Source organism: Gibbsiella quercinecans (assembly GCF_002291425.1).
Classification (GTDB): domain Bacteria; phylum Pseudomonadota; class Gammaproteobacteria; order Enterobacterales; family Enterobacteriaceae; genus Gibbsiella; species Gibbsiella quercinecans.
Genome location: NZ_CP014136.1, coordinates 2320546 through 2340537, shown reverse-complemented (window position 1 = coordinate 2340537; position 19992 = coordinate 2320546). Strand labels below are relative to the sequence as shown.

17 protein-coding genes are annotated in these 19992 nt (G+C 50.8%); 5 read left to right on the top strand and 12 right to left on the bottom strand.

What is annotated here, in order from left to right; all coding sequences use genetic code 11:
• The first annotated feature begins 10 nt into the window (after positions 1 to 10).
• From pldA to rhtC, 3 genes are all read left to right on the top strand, one after another.
• Positions 11 to 886, top strand: a complete 876-nt coding sequence (pldA, locus tag ACN28Q_RS10845; RefSeq protein ID WP_095846354.1) for a phospholipase A — start codon at positions 11 to 13, stop codon at positions 884 to 886.
• Between the two features lie 82 nt (positions 887 to 968).
• Positions 969 to 2798 carry an ATP-dependent DNA helicase RecQ gene (gene recQ / locus ACN28Q_RS10840; RefSeq protein WP_095846353.1) on the top strand — a complete coding sequence of 610 codons (1830 nt, stop codon included), beginning with the start codon at positions 969 to 971 and terminating at the stop codon, positions 2796 to 2798.
• Positions 2799 to 2817: 19 nt separating this feature from the next.
• Positions 2818 to 3447, top strand: a complete 630-nt coding sequence (gene rhtC / locus ACN28Q_RS10835) for a threonine export protein RhtC (protein WP_095846352.1) — start codon at positions 2818 to 2820, stop codon at positions 3445 to 3447.
• Positions 3448 to 3487: 40 nt separating this feature from the next.
• Here rhtC and rhtB read toward each other — a convergent pair whose 3' ends face one another.
• Positions 3488 to 4108: a homoserine/homoserine lactone efflux protein gene (rhtB, locus tag ACN28Q_RS10830; protein ID WP_095846351.1), complete on the bottom strand. Its 621-nt coding sequence runs from the start codon at positions 4106 to 4108 to the stop codon at positions 3488 to 3490.
• A 206-nt stretch (positions 4109 to 4314) separates the two neighbouring features.
• Here rhtB and pldB point away from each other — a divergent pair, with 206 nt between their 5' ends.
• Together pldB and yigL are read left to right on the top strand one after the other, a co-directional pair.
• Positions 4315 to 5355 carry a lysophospholipase L2 gene (gene pldB, locus ACN28Q_RS10825; RefSeq protein WP_095846350.1) on the top strand — a complete coding sequence of 347 codons (1041 nt, stop codon included), beginning with the start codon at positions 4315 to 4317 and terminating at the stop codon, positions 5353 to 5355.
• 11 nt (positions 5356 to 5366) lie between these two features.
• Positions 5367 to 6167, top strand: coding sequence for a sugar/pyridoxal phosphate phosphatase YigL (yigL, locus tag ACN28Q_RS10820; protein ID WP_095846349.1), 801 nt, complete (start codon positions 5367 to 5369; stop codon positions 6165 to 6167).
• Between the two features lie 167 nt (positions 6168 to 6334).
• Here yigL and ACN28Q_RS10815 read toward each other — a convergent pair whose 3' ends face one another.
• The 11 genes from ACN28Q_RS10815 to glpT form a co-directional block, all read right to left on the bottom strand.
• On the bottom strand, positions 6335 to 6823 hold the full coding sequence (locus tag ACN28Q_RS10815) for a NanQ anomerase/TabA/YiaL family protein (RefSeq protein WP_095846348.1): 489 nt from the start codon (positions 6821 to 6823) through the stop codon (positions 6335 to 6337).
• A 27-nt stretch (positions 6824 to 6850) separates the two neighbouring features.
• Positions 6851 to 8359 carry a xylulokinase gene (locus ACN28Q_RS10810; RefSeq protein WP_095846347.1) on the bottom strand — a complete coding sequence of 503 codons (1509 nt, stop codon included), beginning with the start codon at positions 8357 to 8359 and terminating at the stop codon, positions 6851 to 6853.
• Positions 8360 to 8371: 12 nt separating this feature from the next.
• A complete protein-coding gene (locus ACN28Q_RS10805) occupies positions 8372 to 9130 on the bottom strand; it encodes an HpcH/HpaI aldolase family protein (protein ID WP_095846346.1) in 759 nt (252 codons plus the stop codon).
• Between the two features lie 8 nt (positions 9131 to 9138).
• On the bottom strand, positions 9139 to 10449 hold the full coding sequence (locus ACN28Q_RS10800) for an MFS transporter (protein ID WP_095846345.1): 1311 nt from the start codon (positions 10447 to 10449) through the stop codon (positions 9139 to 9141).
• 167 nt (positions 10450 to 10616) lie between these two features.
• Positions 10617 to 11279 (bottom strand): FadR/GntR family transcriptional regulator, encoded by a 663-nt coding sequence (locus tag ACN28Q_RS10795; protein WP_095846344.1) that lies wholly within the window; start codon positions 11277 to 11279, stop codon positions 10617 to 10619.
• Between the two features lie 365 nt (positions 11280 to 11644).
• On the bottom strand, positions 11645 to 12703 hold the full coding sequence (locus ACN28Q_RS10790; protein ID WP_165907037.1) for a fimbrial protein: 1059 nt from the start codon (positions 12701 to 12703) through the stop codon (positions 11645 to 11647).
• The gene (locus tag ACN28Q_RS10785; RefSeq protein WP_095846343.1) at positions 12681 to 15197 is read right to left on the bottom strand and encodes a fimbria/pilus outer membrane usher protein; all 2517 of its coding nucleotides are present in this window, start codon (positions 15195 to 15197) and stop codon (positions 12681 to 12683) included. Before ACN28Q_RS10785 ends, ACN28Q_RS10790 begins: the two co-directional genes overlap by 23 nt.
• A gap of 34 nt (positions 15198 to 15231) precedes the next feature.
• Entirely contained in the window at positions 15232 to 15966 is a 735-nt protein-coding gene (locus tag ACN28Q_RS10780; RefSeq protein ID WP_095846342.1) for a fimbrial biogenesis chaperone, read from the bottom strand.
• 73 nt (positions 15967 to 16039) lie between these two features.
• Positions 16040 to 16642, bottom strand: a complete 603-nt coding sequence (locus ACN28Q_RS10775) for a fimbrial protein (RefSeq protein ID WP_095848994.1) — start codon at positions 16640 to 16642, stop codon at positions 16040 to 16042.
• Positions 16643 to 17259: 617 nt separating this feature from the next.
• Complete coding sequence (glpQ, locus tag ACN28Q_RS10770) at positions 17260 to 18339, bottom strand: glycerophosphodiester phosphodiesterase (RefSeq protein ID WP_095846341.1); 1080 nt, start codon at positions 18337 to 18339, stop codon at positions 17260 to 17262.
• Positions 18340 to 18414: 75 nt separating this feature from the next.
• Positions 18415 to 19767 carry a glycerol-3-phosphate transporter gene (gene glpT, locus ACN28Q_RS10765; protein ID WP_095846340.1) on the bottom strand — a complete coding sequence of 451 codons (1353 nt, stop codon included), beginning with the start codon at positions 19765 to 19767 and terminating at the stop codon, positions 18415 to 18417.
• Between the last annotated feature and the right edge of the window lie 225 nt (positions 19768 to 19992).

Sequence of the window (19992 nt, the reverse complement as noted above, 5' to 3'; positions counted from 1 at the left end):
GAGGAAAGCTATGCGCATTTTGTCAGGGCTTATGCTGGTGTTGGCGCTGATGCCGGCATTGGCACAGGCGGAAGAAGCCAAACAGGCCGTGCAGGATAAACCGGCAGTGCGCGGCAGTATTATCGCCAATCTGCTGCAAACGTATGATACGCCGTTTGTTCTTTACCCTTATGAAACCAACTATATTCTTTACACCGATAGCAGCGATATCAATAAAGAAGCGATCAGCACCTATAACTGGTCGAAAAATGCGCGTAAAGACGAAGTAAAATACCAGCTCAGTTTAGCGTTTCCGCTGTGGCGCGGTATTGCGGGCGATAATTCCTTGCTCAGCGCGTCTTACACCCAGCGTTCCTGGTGGCAGCTTTCCAACACCGGCGAGTCTTCGCCATTCCGCGAAACCGATTATGAGCCGCAGATTTTCCTCGGCTGGGCGACCGACTATACCGTCGGCGGCTGGACACTGCGCGATGTGGAGGTTGGCCTTAATCACCAGTCGAACGGCCGCTCGGAGCCGACCTCCCGCAGCTGGAACCGTGCCTATGCGCGCTTTATGGCGCAAAACGGCAACTGGCAGGTGGATATCAAGCCCTGGCTGCGCATCCCGGAAAGCGCAAACAGCGATGACAACCCGGATATCACCAAATACATGGGCTATTACCGCCTGAAGGTAGGCTACGCCTGGGGCGACAGCGTATTCAGCGCCGAAGGGCACTATAACTGGAACAGCGGTTATGGCGGCGCGGAGTTGGGCTGGAGCTATCCGATCACTCGCCACGTGCGTTTTTACACCCAAGTGTTCAGCGGCTATGGCGAATCGTTGATTGATTATAACTTCCGGCAGACACGGGTTGGCGTTGGTGTCATGCTTAACGATATTATGTAACCTTGCCGCCTTCGGGCGGCGTGATACATCCCTGCGCTTCCAACCTGGAGCCGCGCGGGTACAGCAAATAATGGGGAAGTGAGTGTCTACCGCAGCAGTGATAAACAGAGAGTTGCTGGCAGAGCAGGTATTGCGCGATACCTTTGGTTACCAGCAGTTCCGGCCGGGCCAGCAAGAGATTATCAATACGGCGATCGCCGGGCGTGACTGCCTGGTGGTGATGCCGACTGGCGGCGGTAAATCGTTGTGCTACCAGATCCCGGCGCTGGTGATGGATGGCCTGACGCTGGTGGTCTCTCCCCTGATCTCCCTGATGAAAGACCAGGTGGATCAACTGCTGGCCTATGGCGTATCGGCGGCCTGTTACAACTCGACGCAGACCCGCGAGCAGCAGCTGGCGGTGATGGCCGGCTGTCGCAGCGGCGAGGTGAAAATGCTGTACATCGCGCCCGAGCGCTTGATGATGGACAGCTTCCTGGAATTGCTGGATCGCTGCCAGCCGGTGCTGCTGGCGGTGGATGAAGCGCACTGTATCTCGCAGTGGGGGCATGATTTCCGCCCGGAATACCGCGCGCTCGGCCAACTGAAACAGCGCTACCCCTCGATGCCGGTGATTGCCCTGACCGCCACGGCCGATGAGGCCACACGCGGCGATATTGTGCGCCTGCTGGCGTTGCAGGATCCGCTGATTCAGGTCAGCAGCTTCGACCGGCCGAATATCCGCTACACGCTGGTTGAGAAGTTCAAGCCGCTCGAACAGCTCTGGCGCTTTGTGCAGGATCAGCGCGGCAAAAGCGGCATCATTTACTGCAACAGCCGCGCCAAGGTGGAGGATACCGCCGCACGCCTGCAAAGCCGCGGCCTGAGCGTGGCGGCCTACCATGCCGGGCTGGACAACGATCGCCGCGCGCAGGTGCAGGAAGCGTTCCAGCGTGACGATCTGCAGGTGGTGGTCGCGACCGTGGCCTTCGGCATGGGCATCAATAAACCCAACGTGCGCTTTGTGGTGCATTTCGACATCCCGCGCAACATTGAATCCTACTATCAGGAAACCGGCCGCGCCGGGCGCGACGGCCTGCCGGCGGAAGCCATCCTGCTGTACGATCCGGCCGATATGGCCTGGCTGCGCCGCTGCCTGGAAGAAAAGCCGGCCGGGCAGCAGTTGGATATTGAGCGTCACAAGCTCAATGCGATGGGCGCGTTTGCGGAAGCGCAAACCTGCCGCCGTCTGGTGCTGCTCAACTACTTTGGCGAAGGCCGGCAGCAGGCCTGCGGCAACTGCGATATTTGCCTGGATCCGCCCAAGCGTTACGACGGGCTGGAAGACGCGCGCAAAGCGCTATCGGCCATCGGCCGGGTGGGGCAACGCTTCGGTATCGGCTATGTGGTTGAGGTGTTGCGCGGCGCCAATAACCAGCGCATTCGCGAATTCGGCCACGACAAACTGCCGATCTATGGCCTTGGCCGCGATAAAACCACCGAACACTGGACCAGCGTGCTGCGCCAACTGATCCACCTGGGTTTTATCACGCAGAACATCGCCATGTACTCGGCGCTGCAACTGACCGAAGCCGTCCGCCCGGTATTGCGCGGCGAGGTGGCGTTGCAGCTGGCGGTGCCGCGTATCCAAAGCCTGAAGCCGCGCAGCAGCGCCAATCAGAAATCCTACGGCGGCAACTACGATCGCAAGCTGTTCGCCAAGTTGCGCAAGCTGCGCAAGTCGATCGCCGACGAAGAGAATATCCCGCCTTACGTGGTGTTCAACGACGCCACGCTGCTGGAAATGGCGGAACAGATGCCGACCCGCGCCAGCGAGCTGCTGAGCGTGAACGGCGTCGGCCAGCGCAAGCTGGAGCGGTTTGGTACCCCGTTTATGGCCATGATCCGCGATCATCTTGCGGATGACGAATGACAAATAAGGATGACTCACGATGTTAATGCTGTTTCTTACCGTCGCCCTGGTGCATTTTATTGCGCTGATGAGCCCCGGGCCGGACTTCTTTTTTGTTTCGCAAACCGCGGCCAGCCGTTCACGCCGGGAAGCGATGATGGGCGTGGCCGGTATCTCGCTTGGCATCGTGGTGTGGGCGGGCGTGGCGCTGATGGGCCTGAACCTGATCTTGCAAAAAATGGCCTGGCTGCATCAAATCATTATGGTGGGCGGGGGCATTTACCTGTGCTGGATGGGGTGGCAACTGTTGCGTTCGGCCCGGGCGCAGCATCGCCAACCGCTTGCCACGCCGGCAGAGGTGAAAGTGGCGTTGCCTAAAGCCGGGCGCAGTTTTCTACGCGGCCTGCTGACCAACCTGTCCAACCCAAAGGCGGTGATTTATTTCGGCAGCGTGTTTTCGCTGTTCGTCGGCGATAACGTGGGCGCCGGCGCCCGGTGGGGGTTATTTCTACTGATCGTGGCGGAAACGTTTATCTGGTTCAGCCTGGTGGCAGTGGTGTTTGCGCTGCCGGCAATGCGCCGTGGCTACCAGCGCCTGGCTAAGTGGATCGACGGGCTGGCGGGGGCGCTGTTCACCGGCTTTGGCCTGCACCTGATCTTCACCCGTTAAGCTTCGGCCCGGGTTGCGCCCGGGCTTCACCCACGCGTTATCACGCCTTTCTGGCCGTCGCCAGCAGCCCCGCCACCAGAATAAACAGCGAACCGAAAATCCGGTTGAGCAACCGCATTTGGCGCGGCGTTTTCAGCCAGCCGGCAATACGTTTGGCCAGCGTGGCGTAACCGATCATCACGATAATATCCACCACGACCGTGGTGACGCCCAGCACGACATATTGCTCGGTTTGGGGTTGATGCGGCACGATGAACTGAGGGAACAGCGCGGCCAGGAACACGATGCTTTTCGGGTTGGTGAGGTTGACCAGCACCGCCCGGCGGAACAGACGGCGGCGTGGCATATGGCCGGCCAGCGTGTGCAGATCCAATGCGCCGGCGGCGCGCCACTGCTGAATCCCCAGCCACACCAGATAGGCGGCGCCCAACCATTTCAGGATCTCAAACGCCAGCAGCGATTGCGATACCAACGCGCCCAGGCCGATGCCGACCAGCACGATATGAATCGCCAGGCCGACCTGCAAACCGGCGATCGACGCCGCTGCGCCGCGGTAACCGTGGCTGATACCCGTGCTCATGGTATTGATGGCGCCGGAGCCTGGCGAAAGGCTAAGGATAAGGGTTGTCAGCAGATAGGTTAACCACCAGTCAAAGGTCATTGTGTGCTCCCTGTGCGCACCGATTTGTGCCAAAATACTACGCTATACCCGCCATACTTCAAGTTGCAGATGCGTCGGCTGCGGGGGTTATGGCAACGGCGCTCTGGCGGCATTCGTTTGCCACCTTTCGGTAACATTATCGCCTATCGGGTATAGTATGATTTCTTGTGCCAGCGGTCACATTTGTTACACAGGGAAAGGCACCGATGACCTCGTTTACATTCAACACCGATGACTGGTTAACGCGCGAAACGCAGTTTGCCGCGTTCGCCACCGGGCCGTTGTTGGACTTTTGGCGCCAGCGTGAAGAAGGTGAGTTTACCGGCGTTGATGGCGTGCCTATTCGCTACGTGCGCTTTTGCTCCATGCGCCATCATCGGGTGGTGGTGGTCAGCCCCGGCCGTATTGAAAGCTATGTGAAATACCCTGAGGTGGCTTACGATCTGTTCCATCGCGGTTTTGACGTGATGATTATCGATCACCGCGGCCAGGGGCGCTCCGGGCGGTTGCTGACAGATTCGCACCGTGGTCATGTGGTAAACTTCACCGACTACGTTGATGATTTCGAAAATTTTTACCTGAAGCAGGTGGCGCCGCGCGGTTATCGGCAGTGTTATGCGCTGGCCCATTCGATGGGCGGGGCGATACTGGCGCTGTTTTTGGCGCGCCGGCCCAATGCCTTTGACGCCGCCGTACTGTGCGCGCCGATGTTCGGCATCCATCTGCCGATGCCAGGCTGGGTGGCTGGCCAGATCCTCAACTGGGCGGAAAAGCACCCGCCGATGCGCGATTACTACGCAGTGGGCACCGGCCAGTGGCGGCCGCTGCCGTACGTGGTCAATATGCTGACCCACAGCCGCGAGCGCTATCGCCGCAATCTGCGTTATTACGCCGATTACCCTGAACTGCGGGTTGGCGGGCCAACCTATCACTGGGTGCGGGAGAGTATCTGGGCCGGGCATCAGGTGATCGCCCTGGCGGCGAAAATAACCACGCCGCTTTTATTATTACAGGCCAGTGAGGATCGGGTGGTCGATAACCACGCTCATTTGGCTTTTTGTCAGGCAATGTCAGACGCGGGGCACCCCTGTAAAGGGGGGAAACCGCGGGTTATCAAAGGTGCACGGCATGAGATCCTGTTTGAGCGGGACGAGATGCGCGCCGAAGCATTGAACGTAATCCTGCGCTTCTTTGCTCAACACCCATTCAGCGGCGCCCACGCCGCCGATAATTCCATCAGAGGTTAGAACGTATCGCTATGTATCATGTCGTTGCATCCGATTTAGATGGCACGCTGCTGTCGCCCGACCACACGCTGACACCGTTTGCCAAAGAAACGTTGAGGCTGCTGACGCAGCGCGGCGTGCATTTTGTCTTCGCTACCGGCCGCCATCACGTTGACGTTTCGCAGATCCGCGATAACCTCGAAATCAGCGCTTTTATGATCACCTCCAACGGCGCGCGGGTGCACAACACGGCGGGCGAGCTGATCTTCAGCCACGATCTGGACGCAGACATTGCGCGCGATCTCTACGGCGTTGTGCATAACAATCCGCATATCACCACCAACGTTTACCGTAACGACGATTGGTACATCGATCGCGAAAGCCCGGAGCAGAAAGAATTCTTCCAGGAGTCGATCTTCAAATACCACCTGTTTGAACCGGCCCTGTTGGAAACCGACGGCGTGTGCAAGGTGTATTTCACCTGTGACGATCACGAAAAGCTATTGCCGTTGGAAGATGCCATCAACGCCCGCTGGGGCGATCGGGTTAACGTCAGCTTCTCGTTCCCCACCTGCCTGGAAGTGATGGCCGGCGGCGTCTCGAAGGGGCGGGCATTGGATGAAGTGGCGAAAATCATGGGCTATACGCTCAAAGACTGCATCGCCTTCGGCGACGGAATGAACGATCTGGAAATGCTGTCGATGGCCGGCAAAGGCTGCATCATGCGCGACGCGCACCAGCGCCTGAAGAACAAGCTGCCCCAGCTCGACGTGATTGGCTCTAACGTGGATGACGCCGTGCCGCACTATCTGCGCAAGATGTTCCTGTCTTAAGCGGTTATTGCCGGGGCGTGATGTTTGCGCCCTTGGCATACTTCAGGTTGCAGGTGCTCGGCCCATCCCTGGGCTCGCGCCCCTGCGGTGCCAGCGCCTGTGCTGTTAAAAAATGCTTTTGCGTTTTTTGTCCTGCAACTCGAATTATTTTGCCTATAGACGTGTTGTTACAGCGATAATGTTGGTTCGAAAAACAATTTACATGGGAATTTCACAACAACTTTTTTTACATGATGCGAACCGTCTGCCGTATTACACATCGGCTTATGAATCTCACTAGGATAAAAAACGGCATAGTCACCCTCATTGAGAATAACTTTGCTCTGAGTTTGATGTGCAGGAATGAAAAAGAGGTCAGGTGCTGTTGCTTGGGTATTTATTTCTTCCCTGTCTGGCCGTAAATTGCTGAATTCAATCATCTCAATACCCTGAATGACCATCTGAATGTCACCGTATTCTTTATGGAATTCTGCCTGATTGTTAATTGACTCGGCTGTTACCCCTTCACTAATAATATAAAACCAGTCTTCACCTTCTGCGGTGTATTTTCCTGTTGCTTTGTTAGATAACACATCCAGAGATAAACAGGGGTGTTTTAAAATCCTCGTGATGAGATCAACCGAGTGACAATTTTGCGATATATTGAAGGTAATCATAAACGTTTCCCTCTTTACGTGCTGATTTTAAGCGTAATGTGTAATTTCAACCAGTTTTTTACTGATAAACTGATATTTATGGAATAACTCGGCATACAACTGATTATTTTTGGCTATGGGTTGGTATTTTCTTTCGTTGCCGCTAATTAACAGGTTTGCAGGGATGTTATCCAGCGAGTCATAAAGCCCTAGTCCATAAAGGCTTATCGCTGCGGCACCGTATGAGGAATCGGCACCCGGGATATAATCCACCGGTGCATTGAATACATCACTAATAATTTGGCACCATAATGTGCTCTTTCCGCCGCCGCCAACCGCCTTTATATGATTAATCTCGAACCCCTGCGAAGTGAGTGCAGCAGAAGCATCAAGCAGGGACAATGCCGTGCCTTCATATGTCGCCCTGGCAAAATCACGCTGAGTATGGCTAAGGCTGATGCCGGTAAAACTCCCGCGCAGATTGGGATCCCATAGCGGGCATCGTTCTCCCATAAGGTATGGATGGAACATTAGCCCGTTTGAACCCACCGGTGCTTCACAAGCCAACTGACTCCATGTGGTGAAATCAGGGCTTGATTGCGAGCCATCCATAAACAGTTTTGCGAGCCATGACACAGCGGCTGCACACGTATTGGTTCCTGCTTGAGATAACCAATAGTTTGAAGTGACATATGGGTATGAAATCAGTTTCCTGGCGAATGCCGGGTGTTTTGTAATGCCGTGTAGCCCCCCGGCGCTGGCCAAACGAAGAACACAATCACCCGGTTTACGCACGCCGGCGGCAAACGTTTCGGCGGTACTGTCCAGCGTACCGTTGTACACCCTTACCTGGCTGGGGATGCCTAAAATTTCCACACCGGCTGAAGATAGGGTGCCAAGTTCATATCCAATAGGTGCGATGGCAGGTAACTGGGTTAACTTAATGCCAGCCATGCTACATAAATCACTGCTCCAGCATGTGTGATTAACGTCATAAAGCAGCGTTGAAACCGCCGCTGCAGGATCGGTGACCATTTTGCCGGTTAAGCGATAGCCAATGTAATCCTTTGAAAGCAGGATGTGATGAACTTTACCCCACGATTCAGGATCATTTTCCTTAACCCACTGGAGATGTGGGAGTGACCAGGTGGTGGATGGCCAGTTGCCGGCAATATTAAATATTTTATCTCCGGCCGTATCAGAAAAAACGGCCGCCTGCGCCTTTGATCTTTGATCGTTCCAAAGAATGGCGGGGCGGATAACATTACCTGCCTCATCCAGTAATACGGCAATATGTGCCGCACTGGTTATTGCGAGCGCCCTGGTAAGGTTTCTATCAAGGTTATAGTGTTCCATCAACGCTCGGCTGGCTTCAGAAAGTGCTTTTATCCAGTCGTCAGGGTTTTGTTGTGTCCACCCTGCCTCCGGCGTTTCCGTGGCATATTCTTTATGTATGCTTCCAAGGATTTTACCTGTCAGAGAAACCGCGCTTACTTTGCATGAGCTTGTTCCCAGGTCTAGCCCCAGAACAAATTCAGTGTCTTGTAGAGCAGCCATAATCGCTCTCCTTTATTCCTTATGCTTCATGGCGAGTTTGAGATCTTTAGCCATCATTTCGGCCGCTGATTTCAGCAGCCCTTGGTCATGACTAATAAGGTAAAATGCAGGTTTTGGTTCAGTAAACTTGGTAATTTCTGCCGTAGAGCCCACGGCAGAACCCACCGGTACCCCGTATTTTTCACCGGCTTCAATCACTTTATTAATTGCCGCACGCAGTTCTTCACTGTCACGGCTGCAATCCATATCAAGAGAAAGATCGGAAGTGCCCACCAGGCAGGCGGAAATGCCTTTAACGGCAAAAATATTATTTATGTTATTCACCGCGTCGGCAGTCTCAATCATGACAATAATCATGATTTCATCGTTAGCCTTTTTAGCATAATCATCACCATAAATGATGGGGGCTGAACCGCCTTTGGAACGCTTACCAAGGGGGGAGTATAATGCTGCACGTACGGCTTTACGTGCATCTTCCGCATTATCTACCATGGGTATTACCACGCCTTGAGCGCCGGCATCCAGTACGTCATTAATCGCACCGGGGTTATTATCTGAGATGCGTGCTAAAGGGACGGTATCCGTTGCTAAAATGGCATGGATAGAGTCCATTGCGCTATTTTTATCGAAATTTCCATGCTGGAGATCAACCATCAGAAAATCGAAACCGGAACGCGCGAGAATTTCGGTTGCCCGGATAGAACCAAAATTCAGTGTAACTCCGGCGAAGGGTATATTTTTTCTTAGCTTTTCTTTGAGAAGGTTTTTCATAGGGTACCTTAGGCATTATGGTTTATAACGGGTGGTGTGGTTGATTTATTTCCTGTCACGATGGGTTTGCGAACCAGTACGAAGTGTGCGATTGCGGATGCGATGGCAATTACTGCTGCTACGATCAGCGCACTGGTAAAAGACCCGGTACTTTGTGCCATATACCCGGTTAAAATAGGCGCTATTGACCCGGCAATATAACCACCAAAGTTTTGGATCCCGCCAAGCGATGCCGTTCTGTTTGAGGGAATAATCGATGAAACCAAGATCCAGGAAGATCCCGATGCGAGTTGAATGCTGAACTGAGCAATACTGATAAAAATAATTGCTTGTGTAACCGTTGTCGCGTAAGCCGCAGGAATGATGAATATACCTGCCATAACAAGGCCAAGTGCAACAAGCGATTTACGGCTTTTTATCATGTCATATCCACGGCTAACGAAATAATCAGAAATAAAACCAGCGCTGATTGAACCCAGGATTGCAAAAATATAGGGAATTGAAACCATCCAGCCAACGTTCACTAATGAGATATCATAGGTTTCAGCAAGATAGGCGGGCAACCAAGTCAGAAATAACCAGATCATATAAACAATGCCCATGAAGCCCAGCAGAATTCCCCAGGTTGAGGAAGATTTAAAAATCTTAAGCCATTCTGCAGTTGTTATTTTTTCATTGCTGCCGGTTACTGCCCCATCATCAAGGTAGGCGATCTCTGCTTTTGTCAGCTCAATCTGGTTACGATTGCGGTATGCAAACAGCCAGATTAGTGATAGCACAATACCCAGGATGCCCATGATGATAAACATCCAGCGCCAGCTAAAGAGCAGCATCAATGCCGTTAAAACCGGGGGCGCAATTGCCGTTCCCATGGCTGCAGAGGAATTGAATGTTCCCATTGCGCGGCCACGTTCCTTAATGTTGTACCATTCGGATATAGACTTTGCCGCAGCGGGAAATTGCGGTGCTTCGCCTACACCTAATATCAATCGTGTGAAAAACAGTGCCTTAAAGCTGTGTACGACACCGCCGGCGAGTTGCGCTGCTGACCATAATAATAAACCAAGCCCAAGCAGGATCCTTGATCCCAGTCTGTCAAGAAATGCACCGACAGGAAGCTGAAGAAATGCATAGGTCAATGAGAATGCTGACAACAAATACCCCATATGGACTTTTGTTAATCCCAACTCCTCACTGATAGCATGGTTAGCGATAGACAGTGTTGCTCTATCCATATAATTGACGATGCCAATAATGATGAGAAGGAAAAGAGCAAACCGCTGAATCTTTCTTATCTTATCGGTTTTATTCAGGTTCATAAAATCACCGTTATATATTTAGTGTGTAGGGTAGCGTCACTATTTATTAAAATAGCGATTGGACTTTTTTATGGCAAAACCAACCCCTCCCAGAAAAAGGGATTTTTACAAAATGGCCGCCATGCAAATGGCGGCTATTAAGACGAGTGTTTAACTATTTAATGCATTCATTCCGTTAATGTGATTTTTGAATAACCAAGGTGTGCATCGAGTGCTGCAACCGCTGCCAGCGCATCACCTTTCTTAATTGCCTGGAGTATCAATTTGTGCTCGTCAGCAATTTTTTCGACATATTCAGGTGACCAATATTTGTGTCGGTATTCAGAGCTCCGGAATAGGGTTTGAATAACCCCTGAAAATGCTGAAAGAACGTGGTTGCCGCAAGCAGAAAAGATAAGTAAATGAAAGTCCCTATCATAGGTATCTGCTTGTTGCGGATCATCCTTATGAAGTAGCATATTGGTTATGGTAAGTTCGATCATTGATATCTGTGACGGCGTGATCCTCCTTACCGCCAGGGGTATAATCGCTCTTTCCATCAGGATCCGGGCTTCCTTAAACTCAAAGCTGTCGAAGCGGGACACCTCAAACTGGAACTTGATGTGTTCACTGAGTGAGCCGGTATCAAAGCCCTTAAAAATAGTTCCTCGTTTTGGCGCCCGCTCCAGGATTCCAGCGGACACCATAGCGTCCAGAGTCTGGCGCATCCTGTAGCGTGTGACGCCAAACTTATCGGCCAGCGTGACCTCGGTCTCAATCTTGTCACCAGGCTTGAGATCAAGTGAGATAAAGTACTGCTTTATCTTTTGTTCAATACTGTGTTCTTGCATCGCGAATCTCTTTTGTCGACAAAAAGATCTTATTTGTCGACAATATAAATCGGTAGGTTAAAAACTCAACGCTCTGTTGTGAGAAATGTGAGTGATGTCGATTTTTTTCTATTGAAAAATTGAATTTGTTACTTGCTGAATCCGGTACGGCCGTATCTGCTGCGGCTCACGCTTAGAGGCGGTGCTTTGCTGGCGTTGTTTACCGTGTCAGGCGTAGAGCGAGATTCATGCGGGCCGACCTCCCCGGTAGTTTTAGCAATACCAATATGGTCGGTAAGAGCCCGTGCTTGCGGACGAAATTCCGGGATGTTTCCTACACGGATTTTGTTTGTGTTATGGTTCACCTTGTTAACGGTTTTACTCGCTTAACAGTGTGTCCACGATTGGTGGGTAGGCGCATGATAAAAAGACCCGCTAATCATAGTCAATATATGCGATAACCGTGCCCACCACACTCCCGCCAGAGGTTGAGGAAGGGGCGTAAATTTTATACCTTGCCCCAAGAGTAAAGTTGTCACTACCCTGAAGAATGAGGTTGACTCGCTGTCAGGTGAACTACTGAAAACAACGGGATCTGCTGCACTACTGAACAACTGAAAACCAATTCCTGATGAGGTTGATGAACTGTTTCTGATAATGTAATTATTGCTGTCCACGAGGTCATTACTATAAAGGCGGACATCCGCGCTTCGAGTTACTTTGCTATTCAGGGCGCCCTGACACGCTATATTCAAATTAAAATTGGTATCTACATTATCGCCGGCGCGTAATGCGGCGAGTGTTACCGAAGGCAATGTGAAAGATTGATCGCTAATACTGCAGGTGGTTGCATCGGGGTCAAATGTGACGTTGACCAATGCATAAGCCTTCACCGCTGAATTCGTCGTATAATTACTTCTAATCCATTCTGCGGTATACGATGAAGAATCGGTAAAAGCGATCGTAACCAGTGAAACTGAACCTGATGATGTTATTTCAGAAACACTATTACTACTCGTATTACCAAGCTTTGCGGTCAATGTATAACTTGTATTCCCAATGTTATTTTCGCCAATAAGCCAATACCATTCGGAAGTTGAATCAGGTACCGCATAAAAAGTTATTACTTGATCGAGCCCCTTACTCGTATCAATGAAATTTACAGGATACCCGCCATCGAGCGCAGATTGGTAATATAAAGTGGTTCCAAATACACTCCCAGCAGTACATGTTAAATGCCCAGACCAGTTAGTATTTAATGTTGTATCATATTCGGCAGTTGTATTAAAACCGTCGCTGATATTCAAAGTAGTAGACGAAGATACCGTTGATGATGGCGAGCAGGCCGCTTTTGCCGGGCAGAAAATGGCCCAGAGCATGCCTCCAAAGACAGTTAACGCCATATTTTTTATGATATTCCTATCACTTTTCGATACGACATTCATTATGAGCCCCCTGTTCCTCTGATGGTTGGGCAAGAATACACAAGTGAACCTTTCTACTGCTGTCATCCATGAATTTTACATAAACGGCATTCGGTAACGTTTCAGCCTTCACATAAAGCTGACTCCCCTGTGCCACATAGCCAATTTCTTCATGTTTTTTATTTAGAACGGTGGCACCAAACGGCAGCCGTTTCCCTCCTTCAAGCTCGCCATTGAAAATAAATACTTTCCGCCGGTCTGTCTTATACTGGACATAGGAAATGCTGCCATACCATGGGGCTGTGTGGCCGATATTTCCAAGGATTTCCGCTCCGCCCTCGTGACTCTTGTTGTCATAAGTCAGCCGGAAATTATTCATACGGTATGCTGCCGCCGAAGGAACCAACACCTGTCCGTGCCTGTTGGTGCGCATACTCGTGTTGCCATTGACGATGGCATCCGATGCGCCGGGTGCATCTAATATTACCAACGTGTTTCCGGTCTGCCCCGATGCAAGAAGCCCATCCCGCCATAATAATAATGTGCCGCTGGCTGAAGCCCCTGCCTGCCGGTAGCTGGTTGCTTCAGTATAACTGCCCGTCATTTTGCTCATAGGAGTATGCCAACTGGCATAGAAACTGCCCGAACGCTGCGATGATGTATGGCTGTCCATGAGGTTAACGCTATAATCCATGGACTGGGTTGCACCGCTGACACCGGTATTTAATGAGCTGTATTTTCCGTTTTTCGCGGCCATGTTGTTGGTTACGTTTACCCGCGTATCGAAAATGCTGAGCGGTATCGTTATGGATAAATTAATCTGATTCTCATCATGCTTCTTGCTTCCATAATTTGATTCGTCATATTCATAGCTGTCATCATCTGCATCGTACTCATAATGAGTCCGACTGACGGCGACACTGTAGGTTATATCCCGCCATGAATTACTGTATGTGGCTAAGTACGATCTTGTTTTTTGTGCGGAATTCCAGTAGGTTCGCCATTCTCCACGTAAAGATAACTTTCCCAAGTCATTCGGCAGAGGCTGCTCCAGATTAATGTTGTATTTCTGTTTATCACGCCGGTATCCATTCGTACTATACCCATTGAAAATCAGTGAGTTAATTTTCACTGCGTCAGCGAATGACAAATAATCCTGAGTATTATAGTAATAGGTGGCTAGCGTCAGATTCGTCTGGGTTGGGAAGTATCTACTCCACGATATTTTGTACCGCTGCCCCCGGTAGTGGCTGCCATCATCAAGATTAGCATTTGCCGCATCAGCATTGACTGAGAATGAACCAAGGTGGGGCACAGAAAAAGCGCCGCCGCCAAGTAGGGACTGGTATTTTTCACTCATCGTCCCGCCGGCATACAACGTCAGGTAATTGTTTATGCCGTGGGAAAAATTCCCTTGCAGAAAATCTGGATGGTAGTTGATATTCCTGATGTCGACTTGGCCGGCGTTAAGCTGCCATTCAGACGAGCCGGCACGTAACATGTCCGAAATCGTCGAGTAAGGCACAGTAAAAGATTCTCTAGAACCATCGGCTTCCTGTACAACTACGGTCATATCGCTACGCGAGCCTGATGGCATGAGTTCTGTTATTTCAAAAGGGCCTGGGGGCACATTCATTTGGTAAATAACAGTGTTATTTTGATATACTCTCACTGCAGCATTAGATTTGGCGATTCCGCGAATCACCGGCATATAAGTACGGTATATATCGGGGTACATGCGCTGTTCTTGTTTTAAGGTGATCCCTTTGAAACGCAAGTTATCAAATAAATTTGATTCAGTATTACTTTCCCCCAGCCGGAAGACAGAATGGAATTTAGTGAGGGCTCGCTCAACATATCTCTCGTTATTGGTCCAATATCCATTGCTGTTAGCCCGATTTTTACGGAATACAGAATTATCAATCAGGTGCCATCCAGCTAAATTAAGGCCGCTATTTAATGTCAGGTAAATGTTATCCGTGTCGCTAATGCCATCTCGACGCCAGGCGTGGTAGTAGCTTGCGTTGTAGGCGGAATACAGGCCGTTTATCCCCTGGTCCCACTGCGAGGGGGAAATCCACCGCTTATCTTTTTTACTGACATAAGCCTGTGGTATTGTCAAATCTACACGTAGCAAGGCACTGTTCAGCGATAACTCGCCACCATGAGTCAGTAACTCCAGGTTTACCCAGTCTCCGGTGGTATCGTCAGTAAGCGTTTTCTCTACATCAGTAATACCCAATGATGCTATGGCTTCCCGGCTAATTTGTATTTTGTCCTCATTCGTGATCTGTATTTTATATTTACCATCCCATTCACCATTTATGTAAATATCAAGGTTATAAATACCGGGTAATATTTTTCTACCTGCTGAATTCCAGTCGATGCTAGCGGCATCACCCAGTAAAAAACTGGAGTTGAAATCTGCAGCTTCAGATACCTCACTGTGATATATAACAGTGACGGCTATTATTGATAAATAAATACAATTTCGTCCATGAAACTGAAATAGCATATTATTTCCCAGTTGTTAACGATTAATTCAATGATTAAATGTTGACAATAAACGGAACTTTTGAGCCATAATCATCCATTCTTACAAACTGGTATTTGCCACTTTTTAATATTCCGCCTGTATCTTCCGGTGTCACACAGGTATACGGTGGAATAAACGCCGCTTTCTTCAGGAAATTATCACTTGGCACCCCGGTTTGCACACTGGTGCTTTTCCCATCCCAACGCATGATTTGCACAATTGTCAGGTAGTAAGGGGTATTGTTATTTATGCAAGATTTACCTTCCTTACTTTTTGATAGGCTGACATGCTCTGGGATATCTTTCTGAGAAAGGGCTAATCCATTTGGGCGCCAGAACAGTTTAATCCGGTTACGCAGGGCAACCTGCATATAATTAGCATCTTTGTTGTCTGGCATTGGGGGAACATCAAGCACATTAAGATAGAAAACCGACTCCCGGTCTTTGGGCAGTTTTTCGGTAGAGCCAGCAACAGATATTTTCAGCGATTGCCCGCCATTCGCATTAATCTTTACCACCGGCGGAGTGACCAGTAATGGCACCCGTATGTCTTCTGGCCGGGCTTCCGGGTTTCCATCATCAATCCATGACTGGACCAGATGTACGGTCCGCGATTTATTTAGCAACTGAACGGTAACGTTGTTTGCATTAGATGGATAAATAACTCGTGTTTGGTTGATGATTACACTGGCGGAGACAGGCCCTGCGAGCAGAGCCAATAAGAAGGCATATTTATAGAGTTTGCGCATTTTTTTCTCACAAATATTCCATAAGAGCCAGGGAATTATCCCTGGCGTTTTACTGAGTGGTTGCAACCTATATTTATGCGTAGCTGAAGGTGTAGGTTACTGTCGTAACGACAGAACCTGTACTGACTGAAGAGCCGCCATAGTTGTAATAATTTGCATAGTAGGTGATGTTGCCTTCAGCGCCAGTATCAAAATTAGTACCATCGCTGGACGTTGTTGTTAATCCGGTTTCAATCGCACTGTTCAGCTTTATTGGTGTGGTGCCATCTTTGGTAATGCTAATACCGATACCACTTGCTGAACCGATGGAATTTTTCAGATAGGCTTCATCATCCGATACTTCTGAGCCGCTAAAGGTCACTGTCAATGCTTGAGCTGTTTTGTTAGTTGCGCTGTAACCTTCGCAGCCAGACACCGCCATAGTGAATGGGGTAGCGCCTGATGTAACAACGCCAGCGCTGGTGCCAACATCACTTACGGATATCGGGCTGAGATTGACAGTAAAATCATTGCCGCCGTTGGTTGTAACATTACAGGTGGTATCACTTACCGAGCCAGAGAAAGTAATCGTGCCGCCAGCAACAGTGTCGCTAGTTGTAGCCATTGCAGCACCTGAATATAGAGCAGCACTAATAGCAGTTACGATAAAGCAGCGCAAAAATTTTTTATTTTCCATAAATAAATACTCTCCATTAATAAAAAGTTGAATAAACTTTTGATTGCTATAAAATATGTTTCGATTAAGCGGATGCCAGCGGAATATAAAAATTAATATGTAGGGCATCACGCTTAATTAAATTATATAGAATATTCTTATTTTCTTGAATAACCACTGCTAGGTATTATTACTCCACGAATTAATTATCTCCCTGGAGAAAAATGGCAAGCAAGTGGATTAGTATGGATAAATAGATAGGGAATTATCTTGAATTGGGGTTTTTTAGGCTAAAAAATCGTAATAATTGGCGCCAATATTCTTTTTTTGCAAAAATGGCGTGGAATTTGATTTAAATCAAAGAATGGGTTTGTAAACACAAAAAATTGCCATGCCCTGTCTGGACAGTCCTGATGTTGAGTGAAGCATCATATGCTTGCATTGCTCCCGGACGGGCCAGTATGGCCGAGTTGTTCAGCAACCAACGGTAGCTGCCAGCCACGCCCGGCTGACAGCTGATTTGTTGATACGGGTAGAGCCTTGGTGAACTGATAACAGCGCTAGCGCATCTGCAACTAAGTATCAGGATCTCTTCAACAAGACGCGGAGATGCTTAACATCGGCACCCCTTTCTCAGCTCATTGATGCTGCCCCTGCTGTTGCAGGAACTGCACGGCTTTGTCTGGGAAATCGGTGAACACGCCATCAGCGCCGGCCTGATTGTAGATCACGTCAAACAGCTGGGTGACGTTGGTGACGTATTTCGGCAACGCGTCGGCGCGGAGGGTAAACGGGTGCACTTGCAGCCGGCTGGCATGCGCCTCTTTCGTCATCGCTGTCAGCACCACCTTGCCCGGCTGTGATTGGTCAGCGGCGACCAGCATATGGTAATCCGGCCCGATGCCGTCGGCGTATTGGGCAATTTGTTTCATCGCCCCTGGTTTGAACATCCAGTCGTAGTCATAGTTGACCCACTTGCCGTCCGGCTGCTGTTGGTAAGTTTCATGCCAGTCGGTATAGGCGATCAGCTGTATCAGCTTCAAATCCATCCCCATGGCGGGTTCTAGCGTGTTCTTGATGCGTTTCAATTCGTTGGCGTCGAAGCATTGCAGGTAGACGTTGTCGTTTTTGCCGGTATAGCCATACTGCTTCAGCACCGCCAACACCTTGCTGGAAATATCTTTGCCTTCCTGCCGGTGGAACCACGGCGCTTTGATTTCCGGGTAGATACCGATATTTTTGCCGGTGGAGTGGTTCAGGCCCTGAACAAACTCGATTTCTTCCTGGAAAGTATGCACACGGAAGCTCGACTTGCCCATCGGGAAGCGGCCGGGGTAGCTTTGCACCGCTTTGCCGTCCTTGATGGTGAACCCTTCGGTGAACGCCAGCGATTTGATCTCCGCCAGGGTGAAATCGATGGCGTAATAGCGGCCGTCTTTACGCATGCGATCCGGGAAGCGTTGCGCCACGTCGGTTACGCGATCCAGATAGTGATCGTGCAGCACCACCAGCTCGTCATCTTTGGTCATCACCAGATCTTGTTCAAGGAAATCGGCGCCTTGCGCATAGGCCATCGCCTTGGCCGACAGGGTATGTTCCGGCAGATAACCGCTGGCGCCGCGATGGGCAATCACCAGCTTATCGGCGGCGTAGGCCGTGCTATTCATTGCGGCGGCGAACAAGATGCCCGCCAACAAGGTATTGATCTGAGTCCGCATGTTCTTCTCCATAAGTGCACCGGGAATAAAAAGGCCGCAATGCGGCCTGTAAAGGTTACTGCGGCTATATGACAGTTAGCCGCGTTTGTTGGCCAGCGCGGCGTGGTGCTTCTTCTCGCTTAGCATGGTCAGCAGCAGCAGGATAACCGCCAGCATGCTGCCGCCGATCATCACCATAAAGCCGCCGTCCCAGCCGAAGAAATCCACTGTGTAGCCGACGATGGCGCTGGCGGCCACCGAACCGCCCAGGTAGCCGAACAGGCCGGTGAAGCCCGCCGCCGTGCCGGCGGCTTTCTTCGGCGCCAGCTCCAGCGCGTGCCGGCCGATCAGCATGACCGGGCCGTAAATCAGGAAGCCGATAACCAACATACACATCATATCCACCGTCGGGTTGCCGGGCGGGTTCAGCCAGAACACGATGGTGGCGATGGTCACCAGCGTCATGAAGAACACGCCGGTGGCGCCGCGGTTGCCTTTGAACACTTTGTCCGACATCCAGCCGCACAGCAACGTGCCGGGAATACCGGCATATTCGTACAGGAAGTAAGCCCAGGATGATTTATCCAGCGCGAAGTGCTTCACCTCTTTCAGATAGGTCGGCGACCAGTCCAGCACGCCGTAGCGCAGCAGATAGACAAACACGTTGGCGACGGCGATGTACCACAGCAGTTTGTTTGGCAGTACGTACTGCATGAAGATTTGTTTTGCGGTCAGCTCCTGTTCCGCTTCTTCGCTGTAATCGCTCGGGTAGTCGTTTTTGTATTCTTCAATCGGCGGCAGGCCGCAGGATTGCGGGGTATCGCGCATCAGGCCGAAGGCGATCAGCGCGACCAGAACTGCGCCGAAGGCCGGCATATACAGCGCCGCATGCCAGTCGTTGAACCACGCCATCCCCAGTAGGAACAGCAGCGGCGGCAGGCCGCCGCCCACGTTATGAGCGCAGTTCCACACCGAAACGATGCTGCCGCGTTCTTTTTGCGACCACCAGTGCACCATGGTACGGCCGCATGGCGGCCACCCCATGCCCTGGAACCAGCCGCACAGGAACAGCAGCACAAACATGACGGCGATACTGGAAGTCGCCCAGGGCACAAAACCCATAAACAGCATCACCGCCGCCGCCAGGATCAGCCCGGCGGGCAGGAACACGCGCGGGTTGGAACGATCGGATACCGAACCCATGATAAATTTGGAAAACCCATAGGCGATGGAAATGCCGGACAGCGCAAAGCCCAGATCGCCACGGCTAAAGCCTTGATCGATCAGGTATGGCATCGCCAGGGTAAAGTTTTTACGCACCAGATAGTAAGCGGCATAACCGAAGAAAATCCCCATAAAAATCTGCCAGCGCAGTTTGCGGTAGAGCGGGTCTACCTGTTCTGCCGGCACACGGGCGGTGTGGGCTGCGGGCTTGAAAATACTCAACATTCTTGCCTCCGATGGCTTGTATTGTTTATGTCATCAACCGTTCGTTGTGAGGGAGAGAGGTCGCGTTATCAGGATCATGTTTCATCACCGGCGCCATCCTAGAGAAAGCCCGGAGTGCCAACTGTGATGAATCGCGCATTTGTTACAGTTTTATGAAGGCATGGCGGATTTTGAGTGATTCGTTAACGTTATGAAATAGATATGCAGCTGCAAGGCGTGATGATG